Source organism: Serratia sp. HNCC26DJ206, assembly GCF_057180605.1.
The window spans coordinates 1-459 of record NZ_JBXUGP010000142.1; the positions used below are offsets into that span (position 1 = coordinate 1).

Genomic DNA, 459 nt, shown 5'->3' on the forward strand with positions numbered 1-459 from the left:
CTGGGCACCCACAGAGGCCAACAGCAGGGCAATAGCACTGGTTTTGAAAAGAGAGGGATAAGTCATGATTTTTCACCTTTCAGCTTAATCGCAGGGGAAGAGTAAAATCAGGGGCCAAGGTAGCCCCTGATTTACAGACCGTCTCGGAACACGGATCAACAGCTGGGGAGGGACCGCAGCTTGATAGAGTAATTATAGATACACCAGCTCAAGCGTGGTCAGGCCATCCATAACAACCGGCTTGGTCAGGTTCAGAGCAGAGGCTTTGTTGATATAGGCCTGAACGCCCAGCTTGCCCGCCAGGGTGGTGAAGGCAATCGGTGTTGTGGTCCCCGTTGCCGCCCAGGTGGAATAACGCGGGCTATTTGCCACGTACAGGCTACCTACTACGGTTTTACTCCAGGTCACCATGTCGCTACTGGAAAGGCTGTCTACGCTCACGCCATCCGCAATCATGGT

Annotated in this window: 1 pseudogene; it reads right to left on the reverse strand. The window is 53.6% G+C overall.

What is annotated here, in order from left to right:
- Positions 1–192: 192 nt before the first annotated feature.
- A pseudogene (locus AC2A1E_RS24320) lies at positions 193–459 on the reverse strand (DUF1120 domain-containing protein); the annotation flags it as partial.